We start from the raw sequence: 26,167 nt of genomic DNA, 5'->3' as shown, positions 1-26,167 counted from the left end.
ATCGCCCATATCGACAAGAAGCGCGAGGCGCTGGGGATCATGGGACCGCGCGAACGCAAGCTCTTCGACATGGCCGACCGTCGCGCCCTGGACTAGGCCTGTCGCTGTGGGCGACTTCCCCTTTCGGGTGGAAGGTCGCCCGGACCAATTCCGGTTGGAAGCCGGAAGCAACGGTTTTCGCAATGAGCCAACGTCCTTAAGAAAAGGAGATTGAATATGTCCAGGTTAGTCGCGTTTGCTGCGATTCAAGGTGCCTACAACATCGTGTCCAAGGCTGAGGGTAAGTTCCGCGAGGCCATGGATAAGTACGGACCGAATCAGCCGTTGGAATTTCCCAACACGGCCTATTATCTGCCCATCATCTATTCGGTTCTGGGGATCAAAGTGGAAAAGCTGGCCGACGCCGAGCCGGTTCTGGAACGCTGCAAGAAGTTGTTGCCTGCCCACATCAAGGGCCGCATCCACACCCCCTACCTGGGCGGCACGCTGGATGCCGGTATGGCGGCCATTCTGGCGGAAGAAATCGTGGAGGCCATCCGCTACGTGGAAGATCCGGACTTCTATCTGCCCACCGAGGACCCGGATATAGAAAACGGTCGCATCTGGCTGGGGGCTGCGGACGATACGATCATGCGCAAACGCGGTATCGAGTTCGTGGACGGCAGCGCCCCGGGTTTTGCCGCCATCGTGGGGGCCGCTCCCGATCCGGAAACGGCCAAGATGATCGCAGAAGAGTACCAGCGCAAGAACCTGTATGTCTTCATGGCTGCCAACCAATCCGGCACCACCTTTACGCACCAGCTCCTGGAAGCCGGGGTGCAAATCGGTTGGTCCACCCGTCTGGTGCCCTTCGGTCCGGACATCTCGGCGGCCGTCTTCGCCCTGGGTTTTGCCAACCGCGCGGCCATGGCCTTCGGCGGTGTGCAGCCCGGTGACTACCGCAAGGTGCTTCTCTACAACAAGGACCGCATCTTCGCCTTTGTGAACGCCTTGGGTGAGGTGAACGCCGAATGGGCCGCCAACGCGGCCGGCGCCATCAACTGGGGTTTTCCCACCATCGCCGATACGGACATTCCGGAGATTCTGCCCACCGGTATTTGTACCTACGAACACGTGGTCTCCAGTGTTCCGCACGACCAGATCTGCGCCAAGTCCATCGAGGTGCGCGGCCTGAAGGTGACCATCACGGAAGTGCCCGTTCCGGTTTCCTACGGCCCGGCCTTCGAAGGCGAGCGGGTTCGCAAGGACGATGTGTATCTGGAATGCGGCGGCGGCAAGACCCCGTGCTTTGAGTTGGTGCGCATCGCCGAGATGGACGACGTGGAAGACGGCAAGGTGGAGGTGATGGGTCCGGACATCAAGGACGTGCAGCCCGGCGACCGACTGCCGTTGGGTGTGGTCGTGGAAGTGGCCGGCCGCAAGATGCAAGAAGACTACGAACCCATCCTGGAGCGCCAGATCCACCACCTGGTCAACTACGCCCAGGGCGTCATGCACATCGGCCAGCGCGACATCGCCTGGTACCGCATTGGCAAGTCGGCGGTGGAAAAGGGCTTCACCCTGGAGCACATCGGAAAGATCCTCCATGCCAAGCTCCATCAGGACTTTGGAGCCATCTTCGACAAGTGCCAGGTGAAGATTTATACCGAAGAGGACAAGGTCAAGGAGCTCCTGGGCGTGGCCCAGCAGATGTACAAGACGCGCGATGAGCGCATCGAAGGCATGACCGACGAAACCACGGAGATCTACTACTCCTGTACGCTGTGCCAGTCCTTCGCCCCCACCCACGTATGTGTGGTGAGCCCTGAACGGACGGGTCTGTGCGGCGCCTACAACTGGCTGGACTGCAAGGCGTCCTATGAAATCAACCCCACGGGGCCCAACCAGCCCGTCGCCAAGGGAGAGACCTTGGATGAGCGCTACGGCAACTGGAAGGGCGTGAACGAGTTCGTGGAACAGGCATCCCGCGGTGCGGTGAGCTCCTACAATTTCTACAGCGTGGTCTACGATCCCATGACCACCTGTGGATGCTGCGAGTGCATCGCCGCGGTGCTCCCCATGTGCAACGGCGTCATGACCGTGAACCGCGAGTACATGGGCATGACTCCGTGCGGCATGAAGTTCACGACCCTGGCGGGTACCATCGGCGGCGGGAACGTGACGCCGGGCTTTGTGGGCCACAGCAAGTACAACATCACCCAGCGCAAGTTCATCGTCGGGGACGGGGGCCTGAAGCGCCTGGTGTGGATGCCCAAGATGCTCAAGGAAGAAATCCGCGAGCGTCTGATCAAGCGCGGTGAAGAGATCGGCATCCCCAACCTGATCGACATGATCGCAACGGAAGAACAGGGTGTCACCGAAGACGAAATCCTGCCCTTCCTCCAGGAAGTGGGCCATCCGGCGTTGGAGATGGAGTCGATTCTCGGGTAATGATGGGCCGGGGCGTCGGCCCCGGCCTTCCACGGGTTGAACGATAGAGACGATGAGGAGACGAGCTGATGGGCTTGACAGGAATTGAGATCTTTAAGCTTCTACCCAAAACCAACTGCGGTGACTGCGGCGTTCCCACCTGCTTGGCCTTTGCCATGAACCTGGCGGCGGGCAAGGCGGAGCTGGACGCATGCCCCCACGTGTCGGAAGAGGCCAAGGAAAAATTGGCCGCGGACTCCGCCCCTCCGGTGCGGCCCCTCACGGTGGGTGCCGGCGAGTATGCGGTGAAGGTGGGGGGTGAGACGGTTCTGTTTCGCCACGAGAAGACCTTTGTGAACCAGCCGGGTCTCGCCACCCTGGTGACCACCGACGAAGACGAGGCCTCGGTGGACGGAAAGCTGGAGCGCTTCAAGGCGTGCCAGTTCGAGCGGGTGGGGCTGAACCTGCGCCCGGAGATGTTCGCAGTGAAGGACTCCTCGGGCGATGGCGCCAAGCTGACGGCCCTAGCCAAGAAGGTTTCCGATGCCACCGGCGCCGCCTTGATCCTCATGTCCGACAGCGTGGAGGCGCTGAAGGCCGCCGCCACGGAACTCAAGGATCAAAAGCCCATGATCTATGCCGCCACGGCGGACAATGCCGACGCCCTGGGCGAGCTGGCCAAGGAGACGGGTTGTCCGTTGGCCGTCAAGGGCGACGGAACCTTGGACAGCGTGATCGAGCTCACTCAGAAGCTTACCGCCATGGGCCTCAAGGATCTCATCATCGACACGGGCACGCGCGACCTGAAGAAGGCCTTCGAGGAACACATCCATATGCGCCGGGCGGCCATCAAGGACCGGTTCCGTCCGCTGGGCTTCCCCACCATCGTGCTGGCCAACGAAATGGCCGACGATCTGCTGAACGAAGGCGTGGTGGCCGCCACCTTCATCGCCAAGTATGCCGCGTTCATCGTCATGAGCGATGTGAAGCCGGAAGTTCATTTCCCGCTGCTTCTGGATCGGCTCAATATCTACACCGACCCGCAGCGGCCCATGACCGCCGAGCAGGGGATCTACCCCATCAACAATCCCGATGAAAACTCACCGGTGCTGGTCACCTGCAACTTCTCGCTCACCTACTTCATCGTGGGCGGCGAAATCGAATCCAGCCGTCAGCCGGCCTGGCTTTTGGTTCAGGACACGGAAGGCCTTTCGGTCATGACCGCCTGGGCCGCGGGTAAATTCAACGGGGAATCGGTGGGCACCTTCGTGAGCAAATGCGGCATCATGGACAAGGTGAAGCATAAATCCATCGTGATCCCCGGTTATGCGGCGGCCATCAGTGGTGAGCTGGAAGAAGAGCTGCCCGGTTGGAACGTGGTGGTGGGACCGCGAGAAGCGAGCCATATCTCCAAGTTTATCAAAGAGTTCAAGCCGGAATAAGCTTCCTGTGCGGTTGGTATCCCGGACGCCGGGCGTGGCTTTTCAAGCCGAGCTCGGCGTTCAAACCACTGCGGAAGGCAGGCAACAACCTCTAGGTGGAGGAGGCGACAAACCATGAAGCTCATTGGCGAAAACCTGAATATTATGAGTAAAAAGTACGGCAAGGCCTTGAAAGAGCGGGACGCCAAGACGTTGCAAGAGCTGGCCGTACAGGAAGCCGAAGCGGGGATGGACTACATCGACCTGAACATCGGCCCCGCCGGAAAGACGGGTGAAGAGCTCATGTCCTGGCTGGTGCCCGTGATCCACGAAGTGGTGGATGTGCCCCTGGCCCTGGATACCTCCAACGTCAAGGCCATCGAAGCCGGCCTGAAGGCCCACAAGAAGGGCCGGGCCATGATCAACTCCATCATGGTCCGCCCCGAACGCATGGATGCGCTGCTGCCTTTGGCCAAGGAATACGATGCCGAGTTTATCGGCCTGCTGTGGGGCCCTGAGGGGATGCCTCGCGATGAGAACGAGCGCGGCGCCCTGTGTGCCGAGTTGCTCTTCCGGTCTAGCGAGCTGGGCATTCCGCCCGAGAGGATCTACATCGACCCGATCCAGACGCCGGTCAACGTGCAGCAAAACCAGATCATGAGCGCCCTCAATTTCATGAAGATGTTCCCGGACATGGCCCCGGGCTGCAGCAGCACCATCGGCCTTTCCAACGTGTCCAACGGAGCTCCCGAGCACCTGCGGCCGATCCTCAACCAAGTCATGCTCATCCTCTGGAAGCGCTGGGGGATGCAGTCGGCCATCGTGGACACCTTCGACTATGATCTCCATAAGATCGCGCGCGGCGAGCGCCCCGAACTGGAAGCCCTGGTGGCCAAGGTGGAAGACGGCGAAGAGATCGATATGGCCTCTCTCGGCAAGGAAGAGCAGGACTTCGTGAAGACGGCGCGCGTCATCCTGGGTCACACGCTCTATTCCGACTCCTGGCTTGAGGTGTAGCTCGCCTTTCAACACCTCGCTTGTCGGTATCCGCAGCTGAACAAGAACCCCATCTTTCGCGAGGTGGGGTTTTTGCGTCTTATGAAGCCGATTTGGCAGACACAAAGAATGCTTGATCTTTCAGGAATATGACACCGCGTGATGACTTCTAAGGGGGATCGCGCGGTTACTGCATGTGGGAGGGAGATGCCGGATCATGGGAAAGAAATTCGTCTATTTCTTCGGTGAAGGTCAGGCGGACGGCAGTGCGCAAATGAAGGACCTGCTGGGCGGCAAGGGAGCCAATCTGGCGGAGATGACCCGCCTGGGAATCCCGGTGCCGCCCGGCTTTACCATTTCCACCGAAGTCTGTACCCACTATTACCAGAGCCGAGGCCAGTATCCCGAAGGGCTGCAAGAGCAGGTGCAGGAGGCCCTGGCGCGGCTGGAAAAGATCATGGGGCGTCGTTTGGGGGACCCGGAAAGGCCCCTGTTGGTTTCCGTCCGGTCGGGTGCGGCCATCAGCATGCCGGGCATGATGGATACGGTCCTCAACCTGGGTTTGAACGACACGACCGTGGAAGGCCTGGCCAAGGAAACGGGGGATCCCCGGTTCGCCTACGACTGTTATCGACGTTTTCTTTCCATGTACGGGGACGTGGTCCTGGGGCTCAAGCCGGAATCGGAAGACGATCTGGACCCCTTTGAGGAAATCATCGACGCATTGAAAACATCCCGAGGTGTGGCCTTTGACAATCAGCTCAGCGCCGAGGATTTGAAGGAACTGGTTCAACGCTACAAGGACTTCATTCGAGAAAAGATCGGCCGGGACTTCCCGCAGGATCCCACGGATCAGCTCTGGGGGGCCATTGGTGCGGTCTTCGGATCTTGGGACAATCCCCGCGCCATCGCCTACCGCGAATTGAACGGCATTCCGGACGAAATGGGAACGGCGGTGAATGTCCAGTCCATGGTCTTCGGCAACATGGGAGACGATTGCGCCACGGGTGTGGCCTTCACCCGAAATCCCGCCACGGGCGAAAACGTGCTCTACGGCGAATACCTGGTGAACGCCCAGGGAGAAGACGTGGTGGCGGGTATCCGCACGCCGCAGCCCATCAACAAGGCCCAGGCGACGGATCCGGACATGGTGTCCCTGGAAGAGGCCATGCCTGAAGCCTATGCGGAGCTGGAGCGGATTCGAAAGATCCTGGACCGCCATTATCGCGACATGCAGGACATTGAATTCACCATCCAGCGCGGCAAGCTCTGGATGCTCCAGACCCGCAGCGGAAAGCGCACCGGCTTCGCCGCCTTCAAGATCGCCGTGGACATGGTCCGGGAAGGCATCCTCAGCGAAGAGGAGGCCCTCATGCGGGTGGAGCCCAACCAGCTCAATCAGCTGCTTCGGCCCATCTTCGACATGGAGGCGAAGCAGAAGGCGATGGCCTCCGGGGCTCTGTTGTCCAAGGGCCTCAACGCAGGGCCGGGTGCCGCCTCCGGACGGGTGGTCTTCAATGCCGTGGATGCGGAGCAATGGGCCGCCCGGGATGAGCAGGTGATTCTGGTGCGCCTGGAAACGTCTCCGGACGACATTCGCGGCATGCATGCCGCCCAGGGGATCCTCACCTCCCGAGGCGGCATGACGTCCCACGCGGCCTTGGTAGCCCGCCAGATGGGCAAAGTCTGTGTGGTGGGCTGTGGAGATATGGAAATCGACTACAAAAAACGGCAGATGAGCGCCAACGGCCGCGTGATCCGGGAAGGCGACTGGATCTCGCTGGACGGGTCCACTGGCGAGGTTTTTCAAGGGCGTATCCCCACCAAGCCGTCCGAGGTCCTGCAGGTGATGGAAGGGGCCCTCAAGGCGGAAGAATCCCCCATCTATCAGGATTACCAGTCCTTGATGGAGTGGGCGGACAAGGCCCGGCGCCTGGGCGTTCGCACCAATGCGGACCAGCCGGACCAAGCCGGGATGGCCTTGGCCTTCGGCGCAGAGGGGATCGGCCTGTGCCGTACCGAGCACATGTTCTTCGAAGGTGAACGGATCAATGTGGTCCGCCAGATGATCCTGGCTCGCACCAAGGAGGGGCGGGAAAGGGCCCTGGCCCAGCTCCTTCCCATGCAAAAAGAGGACTTCAAGGGTATCTTCCGTGTCATGAACGGGTTGCCGGTCACCATTCGCACGCTCGATCCCCCCCTCCATGAGTTCCTGCCCACGGAAGATGCGGATATCCGCACGGTGGCGGACCAGATGGGGGTGGCGGAAGAGGACGTGCGGGCCAAGCTCCAGGCCCTGCACGAGGCCAATCCCATGCTGGGGCACCGCGGTTGCCGACTGGGCGTGGTGTACCCGGAAATCACGGCCATGCAGGCCCGGGCGATCCTTGAGGCCGCGTGCGAAGTGAAAAAGGAGGGAACGGAGGTTCGCCCCGAGATCATGATCCCCTTGGTGGGCCATGTGGCGGAGTTGGAGGATCAGAAGCGGGTGGTGGACCAGGTGGCCCGGGAGGTCATGGAGGCGCACGGCGTGGAGGTGCCCTACCTGGTGGGGACCATGATCGAGGTGCCCCGAGGCGCTCTCACGGCCGATAAGGTGGCTCGGGAGGCGGCCTTCTTCTCCTTCGGCACCAACGACCTCACCCAGACGGTGTTCGGCATCAGCCGGGATGACGCGGCCAAGTTTCTCCACCACTACCTGGAAAAGAAGATATGGCAATTCGATCCCTTTGAAAAGATCGACCAGGAAGGAGTGGGCCAGCTCATGCGCATGGGCGTGGAGAAGGGACGTGCCACCCGCGCCGATCTCAAGGTGGGCATCTGCGGCGAGCATGGTGGGGAGCCCACCTCGGTGGAGTTCTGCCACCGGATCGGGTTGGATTATGTGAGCTGTTCCCCCTACCGGGTGCCCATCGCCCGGCTTGCCGCCGCCCGTGCGGCCATACGCGAAAAGAACTGATGGGCCGCAGAAGGACCGCGAACCAAGGGCTCGGGAGAGGCATGATCCGGATCGCCGATTTGGGATAAGGTGGTCGAAGGGGGGTGGCTCGCTGGGCCGCTCCCCTTCTGGCAGCCGCCCCCATGACCTCCCCCCCTTCCAACCCAGGCAGGAGGTGATATGGAGCGCCCTGTCCGATTGAGACGATCCCTGTTATCCGTTCCCGCCAACCGGGAAAGAATGGTGCAAAAGGCCCTGGGGCTTCCGGCGGATGTGGTCATGCTGGACCTGGAAGACTCCGTGCCGGTGGAGGAGAAAGCCGCGGCCAGGCAAGCCGTGGTGGAAGCCCTTCGCTTGGGGGACTGGGGCGGTAAGGTCCGGGCGTACCGCATCAATGATATGGGCACCCCCTTCGCCTATCGGGATGTGATCGATGTGGTGGAGGCGGCGGGGGACTTGGTGGACGTGATCGTGGTGCCCAAGGTGAACGATCCCGCCGAAATCAAGGCGCTGGATTACCTCTTGACCCAGATCGAATGGGCCATGGGTGTGCACAAGCGGATCGGGTTGGAGGCCTCCATCGAGACGGCCCAGGGAATGGCCCGGGTCCATACCATCGCCGGCAGCTCTCCTCGATTGGAAGCCCTGGTGTTCGGCGTGGCCGACTATGGGGCGTCGTTGGGCATGCCCAGTGGGGGGGTAAGCGGCCACGGGGATGGCGAAGGGGACTATCCGGGACACCGCTGGCACTATCCTTTGAGCCGGATGGTCATGGCTGCCAAGGCGGCGGGGCTTGCCGCCATGGATGCCCCTTACGGGGATTTCAAAGACGAGGCGGGCCTGGGTCGTTCCTGCGCCTTGAGCCGGGCCCTGGGCTACGACGGAAAATGGGCGATCCATCCCGCCCAGCTGGAGACGATCAATGCCGCCTTCAGCCCGGAAGAAGAGGAGGTGCAGCGGGCTCTTCGCATCGTGGAAGCCTACGAATCGGCGCGGGCCAAGGGAGAGGGAACCCTGGCCCTTGACGGAAAAATGGTGGATGCCGCCTCCGTGCGCCTGGCTCAGGTGACGGTGGCCGCTTGGCGCCGGATCCGGGAGCAGCAAAAGGAGACTACCGACTCGGAATAAGCCGCCCGAAAGTAGGCGTCGGCGGCGAGCGGGGGGCCTGGCGCCATGCCCCCCCATAAGGAGTCCTCGGGAGGTGGGCCGGAAAAGGGAACGGCTCCGGAACGAACCGGCCGGTTTGCCCCGGCATTTCAAAAACTCCGGGGGGTGCGCGTGTGTCGGCGTTTCCCTTTAGGGATGCGCCGGCTCCCGAACCGCTTGTCCGTCCAGTCGCGACCCACTTTTCGGACGGGTTCTTTGGACCTTCGTAGAAGAAGCAGTGTCCTTAACAATGGGATTTCATGAAGAAGCCGGTAACGCCCCAAGTGCATCGTCTTGTTCGTTTTGAGTGTGGCCTGAAAAGAGCTGAAGGGCGTAAAGAAGCGCCCATGTGCTGACGGTTTTCGATCTGTCGCGATGGTTCATTCCCCCATGAAAGCGTGCCATGCAACCGGCTGGAAAAAGGCAGGGACCTGACAAGGAGTCGATGGATGACATCAGCCAGTTGGAACACGGGGGGTGAATCCTTTCCCGCGGGAGGAGCACTCCGCGCGGACCCCGACGCATCGTTGAGGGAAAAGATCCTTCGCCAGCATAACGAGCTGCAGATTCTTTTCGATATTTCCTCGGCCGTCCACAGTTCTCCCCACCTGGAAGACGTGCTCCATCAATCGCTCATGGCCATTTTGCGCACGCTGCGGTTCAAGATGGGGGCCATCTACCTGCTGCGCTCCGATGAACAGGGGGTGCGGGTGATGAGCCTGGCCGCCCAGCAGGGCTTTTCTTCGGCTCTGGTTTCCAGCATCCGATCCTTTCCGGTCAAAGAATCGTGGCTGAGCGATTCCGGAAGAAAGGCGCCCGTGGTCTGGCTGCCCTTGGACCGTCTTTTCTTTCCGGAGCTTCGTGCCAGGATGGCCGATGAGGGGATTCAGGAGATTGTCCGCATCGCGCTCTTTACGCAAAACGGGATCTTGGGGCTGCTTTACGTGGCCAATCACGGAGAACTTCAGATTCGACCCGACAGGAAGGAGTTTTTGACCACGATCGGACAGCAGATCGGGGTGGCCATCGAAAACGCCCAACTCTTTGAATCCGTCCAACGGGCCAAGACGGAACTGGAGATCAGCTTTGACGCCATCCAGCACAGCATCTTTCTGGTGGATGCCTCCGGGCGTATTCTCCGGGTGAACAAGACCACGGAAACGGTCTACGGCGAAAAGAACCTTCTGGGCTCGTCCTATTGGCAGGTGCTCTATTCCACAGCGGAGCCCCCCAGCGGTTGTCCAATCCGAGAGTGCATGTGGTCCAAACGGCCCGTGCAAAAGGAAGGGCCCCATCCCAGGTGGGGGGGGTTCTACCGGTTCTACGCCTTTCCCGTTCTCAACCTGGCGTCCCGACTGGAACGGATCGTCTACTACGAAAAGGACGAAACGGAGGCCCGACGCCTGGAGCAGCGCCTCCAGCAAACGGAGCGCTTGAAGTCTCTGGGGACGCTGGCGGCCGGTATCGCCCACGAGATCCGAAACCCGCTGGCCACCATCAACTTCAACGCCCAGATGCTCCAGCGGGAACTGAATCTGGACGCGAGTCAAGGCCAGATGCTGGGGGATCTGCTCCAGGAAGTGCGCAAAATCGACACCATTGTTCGGGAGGTGTTGAGTTTTGCCCGGCCCCGGGAACCCCAATTCCTCTCCGGAAACCTGAACGACATCGTGCGCCACTGCCACAACCTTTCCAAGGTGCACATGCGCAAGGCCAAGGTGGACTTCCACATGGAGCTTCAGGAGGACCTTCCGGACCTGGTCATGGATTCGGATCAGATCAGCCAGGTGGTCATGAACCTGGTGATCAACGCCGTGGAAGCCATGCCCCAGGGCGGGACCTTGACGGTCCGGACCCTGTTTGCCCGCGACCTGCCGGCCGTGGTGCTCAGTGTGGAAGACACGGGAGAGGGCATCCTGCCCGAGGACGAAGGGCGCATCTTCGATCCCTTCTTTACCAGGAAGGCGGACGGCACGGGCCTGGGCCTGAGTATATGCCGCCGCATCCTGGAACGCCACGGCGCGCACATGGAAGTGGAGAGCACCAGGGGCCAAGGAAGCACCTTCCGGGTGGTCTTCGCCCTGGACAAGGGAAGCTGGGAGGAGGTGCCGGGAGGTACGCGACTGAATTGAATGGGGCGCCGGCAACCGTTTTGGGCTACCTGCGATGATCGGAGGCCGAAGGCCGGAGTCAGCGATGCAAGCCTGCTGTTTCAGCCAGGACGGATTCCAAGGTTTTCCCAGGTGAGCCGGATGGAGTTGTTGGGTGCGCCCATGCTTGGATGACGAAGACGACACCCCAACGGAATGTGGAAACTGAATGCGAGCGAAGCAAAAGATCCTCATCATCGATGACGAGGCGGGGTTTCGAGGTGCTATCCGGCGCTACCTGGAAAAGGACTACAGCGTGGAGGAGGCGGAAACCGGCGCCCAGGGACTGGAAAAGGCGGTGGCCACGGAACCCGACCTGGTCCTGCTGGATATCGGGCTTCCGGACGAGAGCGGACTGGATCTATTGGAGCGCTTGAAGGGGCTGCGCCCGTCGCCCACGGTTGTCATGGTCACCGCCTATGAACAGGTCCGGGATGTGGTGGAGGCCATGCGAAAAGGGGCCTTCGACTACCTGGTCAAACCCGTGGACCTGGAAGAGTTTGAACTGACCGTCCGCCATGCCCTGGAGAATGCCAGCTTGAGAAACGAGGTGGACCGGCTTCGCAAGGAGGTCGAACGGCTCCAGGGAGTGAACCGGCTGGTGGGAAGCCACCCCGCCTTCCTGGAGGCGCAGAGGCTGGCGGTCAAGAGCGCCCAGAGCGCCGACGCCGGCGTGCTGCTCCAGGGCGAAAGCGGTGTGGGCAAGGAGCTTTTTGCCCGGCTCATCCACAGCTCCAGCCCCCGCTCGGGTTATCCCTTCGTAGCCCTCAATTGCGCCGTCTTCAGTCCGGACATCATCGAAAGCGAACTGTTCGGTTATGAGCGGGGGGCGTTCACGGGGGCGCGTGCCGAAGGCAAACAAGGGCTGCTGGAGGCGGCGGACGGGGGCACCCTCTTTCTGGACGAAGTGATCGATCTCCCGGCGGAAGTGCAGGCCAAGCTCCTGCGGGTCTTGGAGGAACAAGAGTACTATTCCCTGGGCTCCACGAAAAAGAAAGAGGTGGACATCCGCGTGGTGTCGGCGTGCAACCGGGATCTGTGGGAGGCCTGTGAATCGGGGGAATTTCGAAAAGATCTCTTCTTCCGCCTGGCAACCATAAGGATTTTCCTGCCTCCCCTGCGGGAAAGGCGTGAAGACATCATCCCCTTGGCCCGCTTTTTCCTGGAACAGCTCAACGACAAGTACATGAAGCGCTTTCGGGACATCAGCCCGGATGCCCAGAAGCTGCTTCGGACCTATTCCTGGCCGGGCAATGTCCGGGAGCTTCGCAACGCCATGGAACGGGTGGTCCTCATGGAAGATGAGGAGCTGGTGCTGCAGCGGCACCTGCACTTTCTACTTCGCGGGCAAGCGGACCTTCCAGGGGACGGACCGGAACTGCCCTTCTTCTCGGAACTTCCCGAGGAGGGGCTGTCGCTGGAGGAGGCGGAGAGGATGCTGATCCAAAAGGCCTACGAAAAGTGCGGGAGGAACAAAGCGAAAACTGCCCGCTACCTGCGCATCCCCCGGCACGTGCTGGTCTATCGAATGAAAAAGTACGGCTTGGAGGGATGAAGGGCCCCGCGGGATCACATGAAGATTATTCTTCATTTGGCGTCCGGAAGCCGAAGAATATTCTTCAGGTCTTCTTTGGCTTTGCCAGCGGCGCTTGGGGGCGAGACATGGCCGCTGGGTGGCTCGGGTGGGAGGGAAAGTGAAGACTATTGTTCGCACGGAGGCGTTGGGGGCGTGGCGGCGGGAAGGTGGCGGGGCCGATCCATCCTAGAAAACAAAGGGGGTTGCACGAGTTGTTGTAAAAAAAATTCCAAATGGCATGCGCATTGCTCCTATTCATGTACGAACGGAGGCGGTATGAAGCGGAATCTGTCGGTGATGCGTCGCGTTCTCTTGGTGGAAGCGGAAGCCCCGTTCCGGCGTTCTTTGGAAAAGTGTTTGAGCAAGGCCGGGTATCGCACGTTGGCATGTGCAAGTGGCAGTGACGCGTTGCGGTTGGCATCGGAAAATCCCATTGATTTGGCCATTGTGGAATATCACTTGCCTGACGGGAATGGGGCGGAGCTGGCGCGGAAGCTGAAATCATCTCATGTGGTTGCTCGAGTGGTGTTGATCTCCTTCTACGATCTGGATTTCATCTCCTGTGATGTGTTGGATGCGGTGGATGGTTTTCTGAAAAAGCCCTTCGATCTGATCGATTTCGAACGGATGCTCTCGCGGGTGTGGGAAGATCGAGTTCTGGTTGCGGTGCCCCGTTCCAAGTTGGGCGGTGCGGATATTCCGGCCTCTACTCTCAAGGAGGGGACTCTCTAGCGCATGTGGCGGTTGTGTGGATGATCTCCAGTGGATGTGGATGTTCCAGCGATTGGTGACAGTTCCTGTTCTTCGGATGACTGTTGGAGCGGAGAATCGATTCCGGCGGATGCGATCCTTCCCGTGGTAGCGAATGTGCGACCTTCTCTTTCCTGATCCGAGAAATGAGAGTCCTTTTCCAATAAAAGGCCACAGGGCATGCCCTGTGGCCTTTTGCCGTTTATGGGAAAGGCTGTGGCGGTTGGAGGGGTCGCGTAAGCCCTTTTTTTCACTTGATCTGGCGGGGCGAACGCCTAAAATGAGCTCTGAAGCCCACAGGGCGCCAAAACGCATGGACACCAGGGTTCAACCTGAAAGATGGAGGGAAACGGTGCTCGACGAAAAGGCTCAGGTGATCAGTAAGCTCCAGGAAAAGGGCGTGGATGTGGAAGAGGCGGCCAAGGCCATCGAGTTCGACCCGCAAATCCTCAAGCTCTATTTGAGCGAAGACGATTACCCCATTCCGGGCCGCATCCTGAAAAAGCTGGAAGAGGCGGTCCTCAACTGAGCGGCGGGCGCCGGGGAGCTTGTCCGAAAAAGGGGCGTGCCCTTTTCCCGTGGCGGAGCCCCTGGGCGTCGCGCAAGAATTTCGGGCCGGCTCCTGACGCGGCCCGCTTGAAACGATTCGATCCTGCCCCGGCTGTTCTGGCCGGCGGCGTGGGATCTTCCCTGCTGCAGGCGGCTGAGGTGGCTTTGCCTGTGGATGTGCTCGGCTGCGGCTCATGCGACCCGTTCCATGGCGCCTCTCTGGCTGGGGGGCGCTTCCCATTCCTATCCGAATCTTCCTTCCGAGATGATCTCCTTTCTGGTGACCCAAGGCTTTGGCCCTTTCCTTCTGCGCGTTGGGCGGGGATGCAGGTCCAAGTCCGCCTCAAGGGGCGGTGGGGGATCGATTGTGCATTCTAGTGACGGAACCGGCATCACAGCTTGTGCTTGTGAATTTAATCTCTTGTTGACCCTCAGAATATCCAGTGATATAGAAGGATTGGCGTGGAGTTGATGCCCCGAGGGTGAACGGTGCGGGTTTGCGTGAAAAGATGCACACTGTGCCGTGCACACTTGGTTGAAACAACGGGTGCCATGTCCCGGGAGCCTGTGCACAAGGGATGGGGTGCGTCGTTTCCACAAGAGCTGAGGGCGCGGCAGGCCGTCCTTGCTGGGATGGGAAACGGCGGTCGAAAGTCCTTGGGCCCCTTCGGGTTGGCCTGCACGGGGCATGGCGGCGGGAGTCTTTGGGCGCCCATGGGATCATGGGGTTGGTCGTTGGTCATGGTGCAGGAGGAGGTGTTTTGATGGAGCGACAAGAATGTTTGGAGGAAAGGTTGGCGCAAAAGGGTGTGACGCGGCGTGACTTCATGAAATTCTGCACCTTGGTGTCGGCGACGATGGGATTGGCTCCCTCGTTTGTCCCCAAGGTGGCGGAAGCTCTCACCAACCCGCAACGCCCGCCGGTGGTCTGGCTTCATTTTGCGGAGTGCACGGGGTGTACGGAGGCGGTCCTTCGGAACACCTATCCCTGGATCGATGAGCTCCTTTTGGAAACCATCTCAGTCGACTATCACGAAACCATCATGGCGGCCGCGGGCCATTCCGTGGAAGAAGTGCTCCAGGAGACGGTGAAAAAATACGAAGGCAAGTTCATCTGTGTGGTGGAAGGGGCCATCCCCACGGCCGAAAACGGTATCTACGGCATGATTGGTGGTAAGACCATGCTGGATATTGCCAAGGAAGTTTGTCCCAAGGCCCTGGCCACCATCTGCATCGGCACCTGTTCCAGCTTCGGCGGCGTGCAGGCGGCGGCACCCAACCCCACGGGCGCCAAGGGCGTGGCGGATGCCCTGGGCGATCAGTTGAAGACCCCGGTGGTGAACGTGCCCGGCTGCCCTCCCAATCCCATCAATTTCGTCGGAACGGTTGTCAATTATCTCCTCTTCGGAAAGCTTCCCGAGCTGGACGACAAGAACCGGCCGCTTTTCGCCTATGGAAAGACGGTTCACGACCAGTGTCCGCGGCGGTCCCACTTCGAAAACGGGGAGTTCGTGGAAGAGTGGGGCTCTGAGGAAGCCAAGATGGGCTACTGCCTCTATCAGATGGGCTGCAAGGGTCCGGAGACCTTCAACAACTGCCCCAAGGTCAAGTTCAACGAAGGCACCAGCTGGCCGGTGCAGGCGGGGCATCCGTGTATCGGTTGCAGCGAGCCGGATTTCTGGGATTCCATGTCCCCGTTCTATGAATCGCTCTAGACCCCTGGGACGGATGAGGCGGGGCCGAAGCCCTGCTTGGGAACCGACGATCAGAAGAGGAGAGGAAAAAGATGGCACAACGAATTGTGGTTGACCCGATCACCCGTATCGAGGGTCATTTGCGTATAGAAGTGGAAGTGGCCAACGGCAAGGTGACCAACGCCTGGAGCAGCGCCATGCTGTTCCGCGGCCTGGAGATCATCCTCAAGGGCCGGGATCCCCGGGATGCCTGGTTGTTGACTCAGCGCGCCTGCGGCGTATGTACCTACGTGCACGGGCTGGCGTCCATCCGCTGCGTGGACGACGCGGTGGGAGTGACGGTGCCGGACAATGCCCGCTTGATCCGCAACCTGCTCATGGGGGCCCAGTTCCTCCATGACCACATCGTGCACTTCTATCACCTGCACGCCTTGGACTGGGTGGATGTGGTGAGCGCCCTCAAGGCGGATCCGGTCAAGGCCTCCAAGATCGCCAACGACGTATCCCCGGCCGGAAACAGCGGCCCCAGCGACTTCAAGGCCGTCCAGGCGCGCCTGCAAAAGTTCGTGGACAGCGGCCAACTGGGTCTTTTCGCCAACGGCTACTGGGGCCATCCTGCCTACAAGCTGCCGCCGGAAGTGAACCTCATCGCGGCGGCCCACTACCTGGAGGCCCTGCGACAACAGGCCCGAACGGCCCGCATGCACGCAGTCTTCGGCGCTAAGAACCCGCACCTGCAGAGCTTGGTGGTGGGCGGCGTGAGCTGCGCGGCGGATCTCAATCCCGATCGCATCTCCGAGTTCCTCTATCTGTGGAAGGAGACCCTAGACTTCGTCAACAACGTCTATCTGCCGGACGTGTTGGCGGTGGCCGGGTTTTACAAGGATTGGGCCGGCATCGGCGGCACCACCAACTTCCTGGCCTACGGGGAATTTCCGCAGAGCGCCAAGGAACCGGAAAGCCTGTTCTTGCCGCGCGGGGCCATCTTCAAGCGCAACCTCAAGAAGGTGGACGGCGTGGATCCGGCCAAGATCTCCGAACACGTCAAGCACAGCTGGTTTGAAGGGGATAAGGATCTCAATCCGGCCAAGGGCGAGACCAAGCCCAAGTTTTCCAAGCTGGATACGGCCAAGGAATACAGCTGGATGAAGGCACCGCGCTACAACGGAGAGCCCATGGAGGTGGGACCGCTGGCCCGCGTGTTGGTGGCCTACGGCAAGGGGCACGAACCCACCAAGAAGGTTGTGGACGGCGTGCTCAAGCACTTGGGCGTTCCCGCCGACGCCCTCTTTTCCACCCTGGGACGGACGGCGGCTCGGGCCATCGAGACCCAGATCATCGCCCAAGCCATGGAAGGCTGGATCATGCAGTTGGTGGAAAACATCAAGAAGGGCGACGCCAAGACCTTCGAGCCTTACGAGATGCCGGATCAGGCCGAGGGCATGGGCCTGAACGACGTGCCTCGCGGGGCCCTGGGCCATTGGATCCAGATCAAGGACAAGAAGATCGCCAACTACCAGCTGGTGGTTCCCTCCACCTGGAACCTGGGACCGCGCTGTGCGGCCAACAAGCTGGGACCGGTGGAAGAGGCTCTCATCGGAACTCCCGTGGCCGATCCCAAGCGGCCCGTGGAAATCCTCCGCACGGTCCATTCCTTCGATCCCTGCATCGCCTGCGGCGTGCATGTGATTGACCCCAACACCAACGAGGTGTACAAGTTCAAGGTGGTCTAGGCTAGCCGGACGAACTGAATCTGAAAAGGGCTCCCCGGGAAGATCCCCGGGGGGTGGCTCTGGGAGGGGGATTCGGCCAAGGGCCCGGATCCCCCTTGCCATTGCACCAGATGGTATCAAACCTCCTGGGAGGCTTCGGCCTCCGGGCGGGTGGACCAACGGATGATCTTATGGAAGCCAATCGCATACTGGTACTGGGCGTGGGCAATATCCTGCTCAAGGACGAAGGGGTGGGCGTGCGCCTTGTGGAACGCTTGGAATCATCCTATAGGTTTTCGGAAAACGTGGAACTGATGGACGGGGGCACCCTGGGCCTGCGTCTTTTGGATCCCGTGAGCCAATCGGATCACGTGATTGTCATCGATGCGGTCCAAAAGGGTGGGAGCCCCGGCACCGTTTACCGACTGCCTGCGGAAGCTCTCAACAAACGGGTGACTTTCAAAAATTCCATTCACCAGCTGGATCTGCTGGAGACGTTGGCCTATGCGGAGGTCTTGGGGCATCGTCCTTCGGCGGTGGTCATCGGGGTGGAACCCCAGGATATTTCACCGTGGGGAATTGAACTCACCCAGGTGGTGGCCGCGGTCGTGCCCCGGCTGGAAGAGATGGTGTTGGAAGAAATCCGAAAGGCCGGGGGAAACTGGGAGCGGAAGACGCAGGCGTCCCCGGAGGGAATCGAGGTTCAGTGAACCATGTGTTTAGCCATACCCGCAGAGATCGTTGAGATTCAAGATGAAATGGCCACGGTTCGGGTGGGCGACGCGGTGCGGCGCGCCTCGCTCTCCCTCTTGCCCGAACCCGCTCAAGTGGGCGACTACGTGATCGTTCATGCCGGTTTTGCGCTCCACAAGGTGGATCCCGAGGCGGCCCAGGAGTCCTTGCGCCTCCTGCAGGAGCTGGCCGCCCATGCCGATCCCCTCCCGCCGGAAGGGGACGGGGTCTGACGGCGGGGGGACTCCAGGTCCGAAGCCCTCCGTCCACCCGGCCTTGGCCGCGGCCCAAGGCCGCCGGGAAACGCTCGGCAAAGGAAGGGTTGTGCCCCCTGCCCACGGCTTCCCGGCGCGCCCTGTCTGTGTCAAAAGTCCGCATGCCCGGGCGTCCTGGGGAAGGGGATGACTTCCCGGATGTTTCCCAGGCCCGTGGTGAACTGCACCAGTCTTTCCAGGCCCAAGCCGAAGCCGGAATGGGGTGCGGATCCGAACCGGCGAAGATCCACGTACCATTGGTATTCTTCCGCCGGGACTGCCTTGATCTCCATCTGTTTCAAGAGCACATCCAACCGCTCTTCCCTTTGGGATCCACCGATGATTTCCCCCACGCGGGGGACCAGCACATCCACGGCCGCCACCGTCTTTTCATCATCGTTGACCCGCATGTAGAAAGGCTTGATGGCGCGTGGGAAGTCGATGATCGCCACAGGCTTTCGGAACTTCTTCTCCGTCAGGTACCGTTCGTGTTCCGATTGCAGGTCGGTGCCCCATTCCACCGGATAATCGAAGGATTCCCCGGATTTTTTCAGGATCTCCACGGCCTCCGTATAGGTGATGACCTGGAAGGTCTCGCGCACCAGGGTTTCCAAGGTCTCCATGAGGGTGGGTTCCACAAAGCGGGCGAACAGGTTCAGATCCTCCTGACAGTCGTCCAGAACGGCCGAGATGACATATTTGATAAAAGATTGGGCCAGTTCCAGGTTGTCCTGAAGGTCGTAGAAGGCCATTTCGGGCTCGATCATCCAGAATTCGGCCAGATGACGGCTGGTGTTCGAATTTTCCGCTCGGAACGTGGGTCCGAAGGTATAGACCTTGCCCAGGGCCAAGGCGTAGATCTCCGCCTGCAGCTGTCCGCTCACCGTGAGATAAGCGGGCTTTTCAAAGAAGTCCTGGCTGTAAACGTTCCCGTCCGGGTTGCCGGGTGCCGGGGGGGCGGCGGGATCCAGAGTGGTCACCCGGAAGACTTCGCCGGCACCTTCGCAGTCGCTGGAGGTGATGATGGGCGTGTGGACGTAGAAAAAGCCTTCCTTTTGGAAGAATTGGTGGACGGCGAAGCTCAACCGGTTGCGGATGCGGGCCACGGCCCCCAAGGTGTTGGTCCGAGGGCGAAGGTGCCCGATGGTGCGCAGGAATTCAAAGCTGTGCCGTTTCTTTTGGAGAGGGTAGACGGCCGGATCGGCCCAGCCGAAAAGATCGATCCGCTCAGCGTGGACTTCGATGCTTTGCCCCTTACCGGGGGAGGCCTGGACCACCCCCTGCACCTGGACGGCGCAGCCCGTGGCCAATCGCTCCACCACCGACTCCAGTTCCGGTCGGCTTCGATCGGCGATCACCTGGAGGTTGCGCAGGCACGAGCCGTCGTTGACCTCGATAAAGCTGATGCCGGCCTTGGAATCCCTTCGGGTCCGGACCCATCCCTGGATGGTCACTTCCTTTTCCAAGTGGGCTGTTTCGTTCTTAAAGATCTGGTCGATGCGGATGGCTTTTTCCATGGACCTCTTCTTTCCTTTCTTCTATGGCAGGTTCGAAGGGCGTCTTTGTCATTCACAAATGACGCCGTTGTTGGTATCGGTGCTGCACGCCCATGGGGAGCGCCGCAGGGCTCGGTCCAATCCGGACAGGGAGCTCGCCGTCTCTTTCGCCCACACTTCCGGCCGGCGGAAGTGGACCGCGGTCGCCCCAGAGAAAGAAGAGCGTGTTTGAAAAGATAGAATGAAATTTGACGGGAGGGCAAGGACAGAGTTGATGGACGGCTGGGAGCGACGATTCTGGCGACAGCGCCTCTTCCCCTCCCTGGATGGGGCGGCGGCGCAGGGCTGTCCCCGCCTGTGGCTTCATGCCGCTTCCGTGGGGGAAGTGACGGGGGCGTTGGCCGTGATCCGACGGCTTCGCCAGGCCAGGCCCCAGGCGGCCCTTTACCTCACCGTGGGTACACCGCAAGGCTGTCTGTTCGCCCGACGTCACGTGCCGCCTGGCGTGCGGGTCCTTCCAGCCCCCCTGGATCTTCCCTGGTCGGTCCGCGCCTTCTTGACCTCCGTTGCACCGGATCTTTTCGTGGTCTTTGAAAGCGAATTCTGGCCGGTGCTCCACGGGGCCCTCCGAAGGAACGGGGTGCCCGTGGTGCTCCTGAACGGGCGTCTTTCCCAAAAGTCCCTGGATAGCTACCGGCGTTTCCCTGCCATCTTTCGCCCCATCTTTCGATCGCTCAGTCGAGCGGCCGTCAAATCCGAGGAAGACGCACGGCGTCTGATCGCTCTGGGCGTTTCGCCGGACAAGGTGCGGGTGTTGGGAAGTTCCAAGGTGGATACCCTGGTGGATCGGGCGGATCCCCAACGGGCCATGTGGTGGCGAGAGCGGCTTCAGGTGCCGACCGGCGTGCCGGTGATGGTGGCGGGAAGCCTTCGGGGCCGGGAAGGTACGGATCTCCTCCAGGTCTTTGCCACCCTCAAGGCATCCACCCCCAATCTTCTGGGTATCTTCGCGCCGCGCCATCTGGACCGGGTTCCGGTCTTGTGGGAGTGGCTTGGCCGTCAAGGCATTGCCTACGAAAACCTCTCTTCTTTCCTGGAGTCCGGAAAGCGAGCCCGATCGGCGGATGTGATCGTGGTGGACCGAATCGGTCATCTTTTCAATCTCTATGCCTTGGGGGACCTGGTCTTTTGCGGCGGAAGCCTGGTGCCCGTGGGGGGACACAACATCCTGGAGCCGGTGGCTTGGGGCAAGGCGGTTTTTTACGGACCCCACCTGGACAGCGTGCTGGAAGAGCATGAAATCCTGAGCCGATCTGGCGTGGGGATCTGCGTGTCGAGTCGGGAGGATCTGCGTGAGCGCTGGATGAAGCTGCTGGAGGAACCGGAGCGCCTGGGGGCGCACCGGCGGCGGGCCTTGGCCGCGCTCCAGGAGATGGCCGGCGTGGCCGATCGCCAGGTGGCCGTGCTGCTCCATCTGCTTGAAAGACGCCATGCAGGGCCCGTCTCGGAGGGTTAAGGGCTGAAGGCCAAGGAGACGCTTGCAATCTCGCTCATTCGTGGTAAGGGGCCCATGGCTCGTCACGGCTTTCGTGCTTGGTTGTCACGACGCATCGCGCTGACCGTGGGTATGGACGAGGCTTGGAGGACAAGGGATGCGCCCACTGGTGGAGCTACTGGAGTCCTATAAAGAAGGAAGGGCCTCTTTGGAGGAGGTTCTGTCCTTTCTCAAACACTTTCCTTCGGAGGATCTGGACTTTGCCCGGGTGGACCACCACCGGACTCTGCGAAGGGGGTATCCGGAGGTGGTCTACGGTGAGGGAAAGAGCGCGGAGCAGATCCTGACGATCCTTCGGGCCATGGGGCGCCACGGCGGGCCGCTTCTGGCCACACGGGTGAGTCCGGAAAAGGCCGAGCGAGTCCAGAAGGATTTGCCCGGTCTGCGCTACGATGCCACGGCCCGGATGCTCTACCGAAAAGAGCCCCGGGAGCCACAACCCGCGGGTCCAATCAGATCGGTCCAGGTGCTTTGCGCCGGCTCCAGTGACCTTCCCGTGGCCGAGGAAGCGGCCATCACGGCGGAGGTTCTGGGCCGGCACGTGGAGCGCTTTTACGATGTGGGGGTGGCGGGCCTGCATCGCCTGCTCAGCCTACGCCGACAACTGGACCGAGCGACGGCCTACGTGGTGGTGGCGGGCATGGAGGGAGCGCTTCCCAGCGTGGTGGCGGGCCTGGTGGCCCGGCCCGTGATCGCCGTGCCGACCAGTGTGGGCTACGGCGCTTCCTTTGGGGGGATCGCCGCCCTGCTGGGCATGCTTAACAGTTGTGCTCCGGGGGTGGCCGTGGTAAATATCGACAACGGTTTCGGCGCCGGCTATCTTGCCAGTATGATTGCGGATATGGCGGATGAGGCGCCGCAGGACAAAACCCGGCCCCACGGGCCGGGGCACGGGGGATGCCATGGCAAGGGAATACAGGCCTAATGTGAGAGAGATGTCCGTGATCTCGCGGCTGGATCATGCCAAGGAGGCGCAGCGCGTCCGGGCCCTCCAGTTGGTCAGAGATCACATGGATGCTCTGAGTGATCGCATCGCCACCAAGCTCATTGAAAGCAAGCTGGTGGAAACCACCAGCAAGTCGGAGCTGGAAGGGCAGATTCACTGGTGTTTGGAGAATCTACTGAACGCGGAGGAGTTCGATGTTCAATATCAGGTGGCCAACGTGCGGAACTTGATTCCTCGGCCCCACTTCGTGAGCCTCTATGTGACGGCCTACATCATCGAAAAGCTGATTGATCATCGCTGCATCGTGGATGTGTACGGTACGGACGAAGAGATCTACCGCTGTGTGAATGCCCAGGTCATCCGCTTCGTCCCGCTCAAGTAGGCGGGCCTTCCCATGTTGAACCGGCGCCGGGCGGGGGCTTCCACGAAGGGGTCCTTACGGAGCTTGCCGGCGACCGCGTCCATTGGCCGGTGTGAGCGTATGTTCGGCCTCCCCGCGTCAGCGGGGATCCAGTGCATTCCGAGAGCTACAGGCTTCGGCTTTTGCGGGAGCGCCGTGAGCGTCTGTTGGAAGACGGCGAACGGATGTGTTTGCGGGCGTTCTTTCCCAGGATCCTGCCCCCAAAAGGGTTCCGGGCTCCCAGGCACCCTGCCGGTGCAAAGCCTGTTCACGCGCAGGGTGGCCGGACGCGTTGCGGTGGCAGGCGCAAACCGCTCGTCGGCACCCAAAGACCATCCTGACCGTCCTCAGGCAGCCTCCGGGTCATCTCTTCTGACCAGCTTTCCCAGTCGTCCGATTTCAAAGAGAAATCGGGACGGCCCTCCCGTGGCCAGCGAATAGAAGGACGCCTGTCCTTGAACCTTGGGTGCCACCAGATAGAGGTGGCATTTGGCTCGCGTGGCCGCCACGTAGAAGAGCCGCCGCTCTTCCTCGATGGCGTCCTCGTCATGAAGGGAATAGGACGACGGCAGGTGTCCGTCCACCAGGTGGATGATGAAGACCGTGTGCCATTCCAGGCCCTTGGCGGAATGGATCGTGGAAAGCACCACATGATCCTTTCGATGGCGCGGGCCGTTTTCCCTGGCCAGGGCTTGTTCGGGGGATTCCAGAGTGAGGTCGGCAAGCAGGGTTTCCAGGTTCTCATAGCGTTCGGCCAGAAGCTGGAGGGAGCGAAGGTCCGGGATGCGCTTGGGCGCATCGTCGTATTTGGCTTCCAGCAGGGGTTGGTAGGCGGTGAGCACCGCCTCGATCTTCTGGGAAACCGGTTCCCCGCCGGTGGTCAGCTGGGTCATGGTATCGTGGAGGATTCGGAGGGACTGGCCGTACTTGCGCTTTCCAAGAGACTTGGAAACCAGGGACTCCAAGCCCTTTTCCTTGACGTTTTCCGCCAATCGCTTGGCGGTGACGGGGCCCACGCCCTCCAAAAGCTGCAAGATCCGGTGCCAGGAGATGGTATCGGCGGGATTGACCGTGGCCTTGAGAAAGGCCAGAACGTCTTTGATGTGGGCCGCTTCGATAAACTTCATTCCCCCGTACTTGACGAAGGCGATGCCGTGTTTGCCCAAGAGGACCTCCAGGTCGTTGGAATGCCATCCGGCTCGGAAAAGGACGGCGATTTGGTGGGGCGGCACTCCCTCCTGAAGGTGGGTCTGGATTCTTTGGAGCACGTAAAGGGCCTGGGCCAGCTCGCTGGGCGGACGGGTGTAAATGGGCTTGGCACCGCCTTCGGCCTTAGTGAACAGCCGTTTGCTGTACTTTTCCCGTGCGTTCTCGATGATTGCGTTGGTAAAGGAAAGGATCGGCTGGGTGCTTCGGTAGTTTTCTTCCAGAGTGATGACAGTAGAGCCGGGAAAACGTTTGGGGAAGTCCATGATGTTTCGAAAATCGGCGCCGCGAAAGGAGTAGATGCTCTGACAGTCGTCTCCCACAGCCATGATGTTGCCATGTTCTGAAGCGAGAAAAGCACCGATTTCGGCTTGAACCGCATTGGTGTCCTGAAACTCGTCGATCAGCACATGCGCGTAGGTCCAGGACAGCCGCTGGCGCACTGGGGGATGGTCCCGCAACAAATCCCGGCACTTGGTCAACAGGTCATCGTAATCCATGATGGCCCGCTCCTCTTTGTAGCGGGCGTAAGTCCGGGCGATCTCCTCAATCTCGGGCTCCAATGCTTCGTACTGGGGGTACTCTTGGGCCAGCACCTGGCCCACGGACATCTGGCAATTGGCCGCTCGGGAGATGATGTTCATGAGGGCCCGTTTTTTGGGAAAGCGCGCCTTGTCCTTGTGAAAGCCCAGATCGGTGCGGATCAGGTTGAGGATATCCTCCGCATCGCTTCGGTCGGCGATGGTGAAGGACGCCGGATAACCCACGTGGGAGCCGTAGCGGCGCAAAATGAGGTTGGCGAAGGAGTGGAAGGTGCCGCCGGCGACCATGGCACAGCGCGCATCCAGGATCTGGGAGGCCCTTTCCATCATCTCCTGGGCCGCCTTGCGGGTGAAGGTGAGCAGCAGGATGGAGCGAGGGTCCACGCCCTGTTCCACCAGGTAGGCGACCCGGTAGACCAGGGTGCGGGTCTTGCCCGTTCCGGCTCCTGCGATGACCAGCAGCGGTCCCCCCGGGTGGGTGACGGCTTGGTATTGGGCTGGGTTCAAGGCGGACGCGTAAGGGATTGCCGGCGTCTTGTTTTGCCCTTGGGGCATGGGGCGCGGCCCTCGGACCATCGATTGTCCTCCTTTGGCCGGGTGATGATGACGAAAAACCAATATAGCGCACCCTGACGGATTCCGACAGCATGGAAGGAGGGTGTGGGGCTTTCCCCTTGGGGATTCGGTGGTCCTACGGGTTCACGGAGGAAAAAGACGATGAAAAGGCCGGATCTTTTTGCACGAATCCTGGAAGCGCAAAAGCGCCTGCGCGGCCAGGCCCATGTGACCCCCATCATGGGTTCCCGCACGCTGAACGAAAGCCTGGGGGCGCGTTTCCATTTCAAATGCGAAAACCTGCAGCGGGTGGGGGCCTTCAAGTTCAGGGGGGCTTACAACGCGTTGAGCCGCCTTTCGCCGGAGGAGAAACGCCGGGGCGTGGTGACCATTTCCAGTGGCAATCACGCCCAGGCCGTGGCGTTGGTGGGCCGGGAGCTGGGAATGGACACGGTGGTGATCATGCCGGTCGATGCGCCGGAGATCAAGCGCAAAGCGGTGGAAGGCTATGGAGCCCGCATCGCCAGCTACGACCCGGCCACCACGTCCCGTGACGAGGCCCTGCGACGGGTGGCCGGTGCCGATGAACGGGTCTTTATCCCACCCTTTGACCATTGGGACGTGATCGCCGGTCAGGGCACGGCGGGGCTGGAGCTGGCCCAGGCGGTTTCCAACCTGGACATGCTGCTGGTGCCGTGCGGCGGCGGGGGGTTGCTCAGCGGATGCGCCGCTGCCGTCAAAGGCCTCTTTCCAGAATGCGGCGTGGTGGGCGTGGAGCCGGAATCGGCGGATGATGCCACCCGCTCTTTCCGAACGGGCGTTTTGCAGGAAGTCCACAACCCGCCCACCCTGGCAGACGGTGTGCGCACGCCCCGCTTGGGGGAGATCACCTTCCCCCTCATCCTCCGCCATGTGGACCATATGACCACGGTATCGGAAGAAGCGATTCGGGAGGCGGTGCGGTTTCTGTTCTATCGCATGAAGCTGGTGGTGGAACCGTCCGGAGCTTTGGGCTTGGCGGCGGTCTTGAGCGGGGCGGTCCGGCCCGAGGGGGATGTGGGGATCTTGCTGAGCGGCGGCAACGTGGACGGGCCCACCATGGCGGCGATCCTTTCGGAACCGCTCGGGCCGTGATCTTCC

Annotated in this window: 19 protein-coding genes; 17 read left to right on the top strand and 2 right to left on the bottom strand. The window is 61.1% G+C overall.

The window, feature by feature from the left end; all coding sequences use genetic code 11:
• Positions 1-216 precede the first annotated feature (216 nt).
• The 13 genes from acsB to B9A12_RS14445 all read left to right on the top strand — a co-directional run bounded on the left by acsB (position 217) and on the right by B9A12_RS14445 (position 18,306).
• Positions 217-2,430, top strand: coding sequence for an acetyl-CoA decarbonylase/synthase complex subunit alpha/beta (gene acsB, locus B9A12_RS14500; protein WP_084058821.1), 2,214 nt, complete (start codon positions 217-219; stop codon positions 2,428-2,430).
• Between the two features lie 68 nt (positions 2,431-2,498).
• Positions 2,499-3,851, top strand: a complete 1,353-nt coding sequence (acsC, locus tag B9A12_RS14495; RefSeq protein WP_084058820.1) for an acetyl-CoA decarbonylase/synthase complex subunit gamma — start codon at positions 2,499-2,501, stop codon at positions 3,849-3,851.
• Positions 3,852-3,965: 114 nt separating this feature from the next.
• Entirely contained in the window at positions 3,966-4,847 is an 882-nt protein-coding gene (locus B9A12_RS14490; protein WP_084058819.1) for a dihydropteroate synthase, read from the top strand.
• Positions 4,848-5,043: 196 nt separating this feature from the next.
• Complete coding sequence (ppdK, locus tag B9A12_RS14485) at positions 5,044-7,785, top strand: pyruvate, phosphate dikinase (RefSeq protein ID WP_084058818.1); 2,742 nt, start codon at positions 5,044-5,046, stop codon at positions 7,783-7,785.
• A gap of 159 nt (positions 7,786-7,944) precedes the next feature.
• Positions 7,945-8,892: an HpcH/HpaI aldolase/citrate lyase family protein gene (locus B9A12_RS14480; RefSeq protein ID WP_084058817.1), complete on the top strand. Its 948-nt coding sequence runs from the start codon at positions 7,945-7,947 to the stop codon at positions 8,890-8,892.
• Between the two features lie 467 nt (positions 8,893-9,359).
• Positions 9,360-11,042 carry a sensor histidine kinase gene (locus tag B9A12_RS14475; protein ID WP_084058816.1) on the top strand — a complete coding sequence of 561 codons (1,683 nt, stop codon included), beginning with the start codon at positions 9,360-9,362 and terminating at the stop codon, positions 11,040-11,042.
• A 187-nt stretch (positions 11,043-11,229) separates the two neighbouring features.
• Positions 11,230-12,615, top strand: a complete 1,386-nt coding sequence (locus B9A12_RS14470) for a sigma-54-dependent transcriptional regulator (RefSeq protein WP_084058815.1) — start codon at positions 11,230-11,232, stop codon at positions 12,613-12,615.
• Between the two features lie 297 nt (positions 12,616-12,912).
• Entirely contained in the window at positions 12,913-13,368 is a 456-nt protein-coding gene (locus B9A12_RS17070) for a response regulator (protein WP_084058814.1), read from the top strand.
• A gap of 370 nt (positions 13,369-13,738) precedes the next feature.
• Positions 13,739-13,915, top strand: a complete 177-nt coding sequence (locus tag B9A12_RS17065) for a hypothetical protein (RefSeq protein WP_170920633.1) — start codon at positions 13,739-13,741, stop codon at positions 13,913-13,915.
• Positions 13,916-14,657: 742 nt separating this feature from the next.
• Positions 14,658-15,650 carry a hydrogenase small subunit gene (locus B9A12_RS14460; protein WP_084058826.1) on the top strand — a complete coding sequence of 331 codons (993 nt, stop codon included), beginning with the start codon at positions 14,658-14,660 and terminating at the stop codon, positions 15,648-15,650.
• Positions 15,651-15,721: 71 nt separating this feature from the next.
• Positions 15,722-17,362 carry a nickel-dependent hydrogenase large subunit gene (locus B9A12_RS14455; protein ID WP_084058813.1) on the top strand — a complete coding sequence of 547 codons (1,641 nt, stop codon included), beginning with the start codon at positions 15,722-15,724 and terminating at the stop codon, positions 17,360-17,362.
• Positions 17,363-17,532: 170 nt separating this feature from the next.
• Complete coding sequence (locus B9A12_RS14450) at positions 17,533-18,051, top strand: HyaD/HybD family hydrogenase maturation endopeptidase (protein ID WP_084058812.1); 519 nt, start codon at positions 17,533-17,535, stop codon at positions 18,049-18,051.
• Positions 18,052-18,054: 3 nt separating this feature from the next.
• Positions 18,055-18,306 (top strand): HypC/HybG/HupF family hydrogenase formation chaperone, encoded by a 252-nt coding sequence (locus tag B9A12_RS14445; protein ID WP_084058811.1) that lies wholly within the window; start codon positions 18,055-18,057, stop codon positions 18,304-18,306.
• A gap of 131 nt (positions 18,307-18,437) precedes the next feature.
• Here B9A12_RS14445 and asnS read toward each other — a convergent pair whose 3' ends face one another.
• Positions 18,438-19,844, bottom strand: a complete 1,407-nt coding sequence (gene asnS, locus B9A12_RS14440; protein WP_084058810.1) for an asparagine--tRNA ligase — start codon at positions 19,842-19,844, stop codon at positions 18,438-18,440.
• 253 nt (positions 19,845-20,097) lie between these two features.
• On the opposite strand from asnS, the gene B9A12_RS14430 reads away from it, so the two are divergent.
• The 3 genes from B9A12_RS14430 (at position 20,098) to B9A12_RS14420 (ending at position 22,706) form a co-directional block, all read left to right on the top strand.
• Positions 20,098-21,339: a 3-deoxy-D-manno-octulosonic acid transferase gene (locus tag B9A12_RS14430; RefSeq protein ID WP_170920632.1), complete on the top strand. Its 1,242-nt coding sequence runs from the start codon at positions 20,098-20,100 to the stop codon at positions 21,337-21,339.
• Positions 21,340-21,475: 136 nt separating this feature from the next.
• Positions 21,476-22,303: a nickel pincer cofactor biosynthesis protein LarB gene (larB, locus tag B9A12_RS14425; RefSeq protein ID WP_084058807.1), complete on the top strand. Its 828-nt coding sequence runs from the start codon at positions 21,476-21,478 to the stop codon at positions 22,301-22,303.
• A 10-nt stretch (positions 22,304-22,313) separates the two neighbouring features.
• Positions 22,314-22,706, top strand: a complete 393-nt coding sequence (locus tag B9A12_RS14420) for a hypothetical protein (protein ID WP_245802459.1) — start codon at positions 22,314-22,316, stop codon at positions 22,704-22,706.
• Between the two features lie 365 nt (positions 22,707-23,071).
• Here the strand turns inward: B9A12_RS14420 and B9A12_RS14415 are convergent, their stop codons facing one another.
• Positions 23,072-25,048 carry an ATP-dependent helicase gene (locus B9A12_RS14415; RefSeq protein WP_084058805.1) on the bottom strand — a complete coding sequence of 659 codons (1,977 nt, stop codon included), beginning with the start codon at positions 25,046-25,048 and terminating at the stop codon, positions 23,072-23,074.
• A 141-nt stretch (positions 25,049-25,189) separates the two neighbouring features.
• Here B9A12_RS14415 and B9A12_RS14410 point away from each other — a divergent pair, with 141 nt between their 5' ends.
• Positions 25,190-26,161, top strand: coding sequence for a pyridoxal-phosphate dependent enzyme (locus B9A12_RS14410; RefSeq protein WP_084058804.1), 972 nt, complete (start codon positions 25,190-25,192; stop codon positions 26,159-26,161).
• The last annotated feature ends 6 nt before the right edge of the window (positions 26,162-26,167 follow it).

Source organism: Desulfacinum hydrothermale DSM 13146 (assembly GCF_900176285.1).
In the GTDB taxonomy this organism is placed as follows: Bacteria; Desulfobacterota; Syntrophobacteria; order Syntrophobacterales; family DSM-9756; genus Desulfacinum; species Desulfacinum hydrothermale.
This window is presented reverse-complemented; position numbering and strand designations above follow the sequence as displayed.